A 1,616-nucleotide genomic window follows, 5' to 3' on the forward strand; every position below is an offset into this window, starting at 1 on the left:
CACGGCCAGCTACCTCCACACCGACGCACTGGGCAGCCCGGTGCTGCGCACCAACAGCAGCCGCGTGGGCACCGCAGACACCGCCTACGACCCCTGGGGCGACACCTGGACCGGCAACGAACCCAGCACCTTCGGGTACACCGGGCATGTCAACGACACGGCGACCGGGCTGGTGCAGATGCAGGAGCGGTACTACGATCCGCTGCTGGGGCGATTTGTGTCGAGGGATCCTGTGCTGACCAGCATGGTGGATGGAAGTAATTTCAATAAGTTCTGGTATGCCAATAACAATCCGTATCGATATACGGATCCGGATGGGAGGTTCTCGGTAGCAGAAGTCGGGCTGATCACAACAGCGGTAGTGATCGTTGCGTATGGTGCTTGCCCGTCTTGCCGGCAATCAATAACGAACGGAGTTCAGGCTGTCCATGATGCAATTTCCAATGCGACAGCTGATAGTCGACCATCTACATTATCGCCAGGACCAAATGCTGGCGACTCAATACCTGCTCGTGGGCCGGGTCGAGACTTTACTCCGGAAGAGAGAGGTAAAATCAATGGTATTGGCAATGATACAGGGTGTCACACTTGCGGAGCTACAGATCCCGGTACCAAAACGGGTAATTGGATCCCTGATCATCAGCCTCCCAACGGAGTGAATGAAGACGGTGGGCCTCAGCGACTATATCCGCATTGTAAAGGTTGCAGTAGTACTCAAGGGGGGGATGTGAATGGAAGTAAGACGCGTGGTAAGACGAAAGAAATACCGGAACCACCTAAGCCTAAACAGGAAGAAAAGTCGTGAAAACCAAGTGGATTGAATCTCGTGGCGGGCCTTTGCTGTGTGCAGATGTGGTTGTAGCTCCATATTGGAAAGGGCGTGATGCAAGTTCAATAGGTGCTTCGGAGAACGATTACATTCGTGCTTGCGAGCAGACTGACTTCCTAAGTAAGATCCCTTGCGCGGATGCCAGTGTGCTGGTTCTAGGTGATGAACCTATGCAATCAACCTTCGTCGAGCGCAATGGACAGATTGTTATTGTCAGATGGATCGCTTGTAAGTCATATGAGGAAGCCGATAGTGCAATTGCTGCGCTGCCGTCGTCCCTTTCTTCAATTGAAGATGAGATATCCTATTCCATCACTGGAGGATCTATTTTCATGTTCGATTCTGCTGCTATCTTGAGTGAGGCGGATCTGACAACTTCTATAAGCTGCTCATCCGGCCTGTACAAGGTGACCACGGAGCGTTATATCGATAAGGGGACGTTCGACTTCTTGGTGCACAGATTCCAGAGAATTTAAACAAGGGCCCGGAGTCACCCATTAGCCTCCTCCATCCGATAGGGAAGAGCAGATTTCTGTGGCCCCGTCCCCGAATTTTTCCATTCAAAGCCTGCATTCAGTCGAAGTCACTGCACACTCGAGCCGGTCACTGGAAGCAGACCCTGACCACCGGCAACCTGTTGGAAGAAAACTACTTCGACGCCCTGTGGCGCCCGGTCATTTCCCACCGTAAGGACACCGGCACTGGCAAGGAACGCTTCGTCGTCAAGTCCTATGACGTGGACGGCCACACGCTGTTCGAGTCCTACCCGCTGGACACCCTGAGCAGC

At 53.3% G+C, this 1,616-nt stretch carries 3 protein-coding genes; 2 read left to right on the plus strand and 1 reads right to left on the minus strand.

All coding sequences use genetic code 11. The features are described from left to right. Positions 1 to 805, plus strand: an 805-nt coding sequence (locus VLA04_00245) for an RHS repeat-associated core domain-containing protein (GenBank protein ID HSI20134.1), incomplete at its 5' end; no start/stop codon positions are given. Then, complete coding sequence (locus VLA04_00250; GenBank protein ID HSI20135.1) at positions 802 to 1,305, plus strand: Imm21 family immunity protein; 504 nt, start codon at positions 802 to 804, stop codon at positions 1,303 to 1,305. The genes VLA04_00245 and VLA04_00250, both read left to right, overlap by 4 nt. Before the next feature lie 107 nt (positions 1,306 to 1,412). Here VLA04_00250 and VLA04_00255 read toward each other — a convergent pair. After that, positions 1,413 to 1,616 (minus strand): hypothetical protein (locus VLA04_00255; GenBank protein ID HSI20136.1); only part of this gene is annotated, 204 nt, incomplete at its 5' end.

Source organism: Verrucomicrobiia bacterium, assembly GCA_035460805.1.
Taxonomy (GTDB): domain Bacteria; phylum Patescibacteriota; class UBA1384; order CAILIB01; family CAILIB01; genus DATHWI01.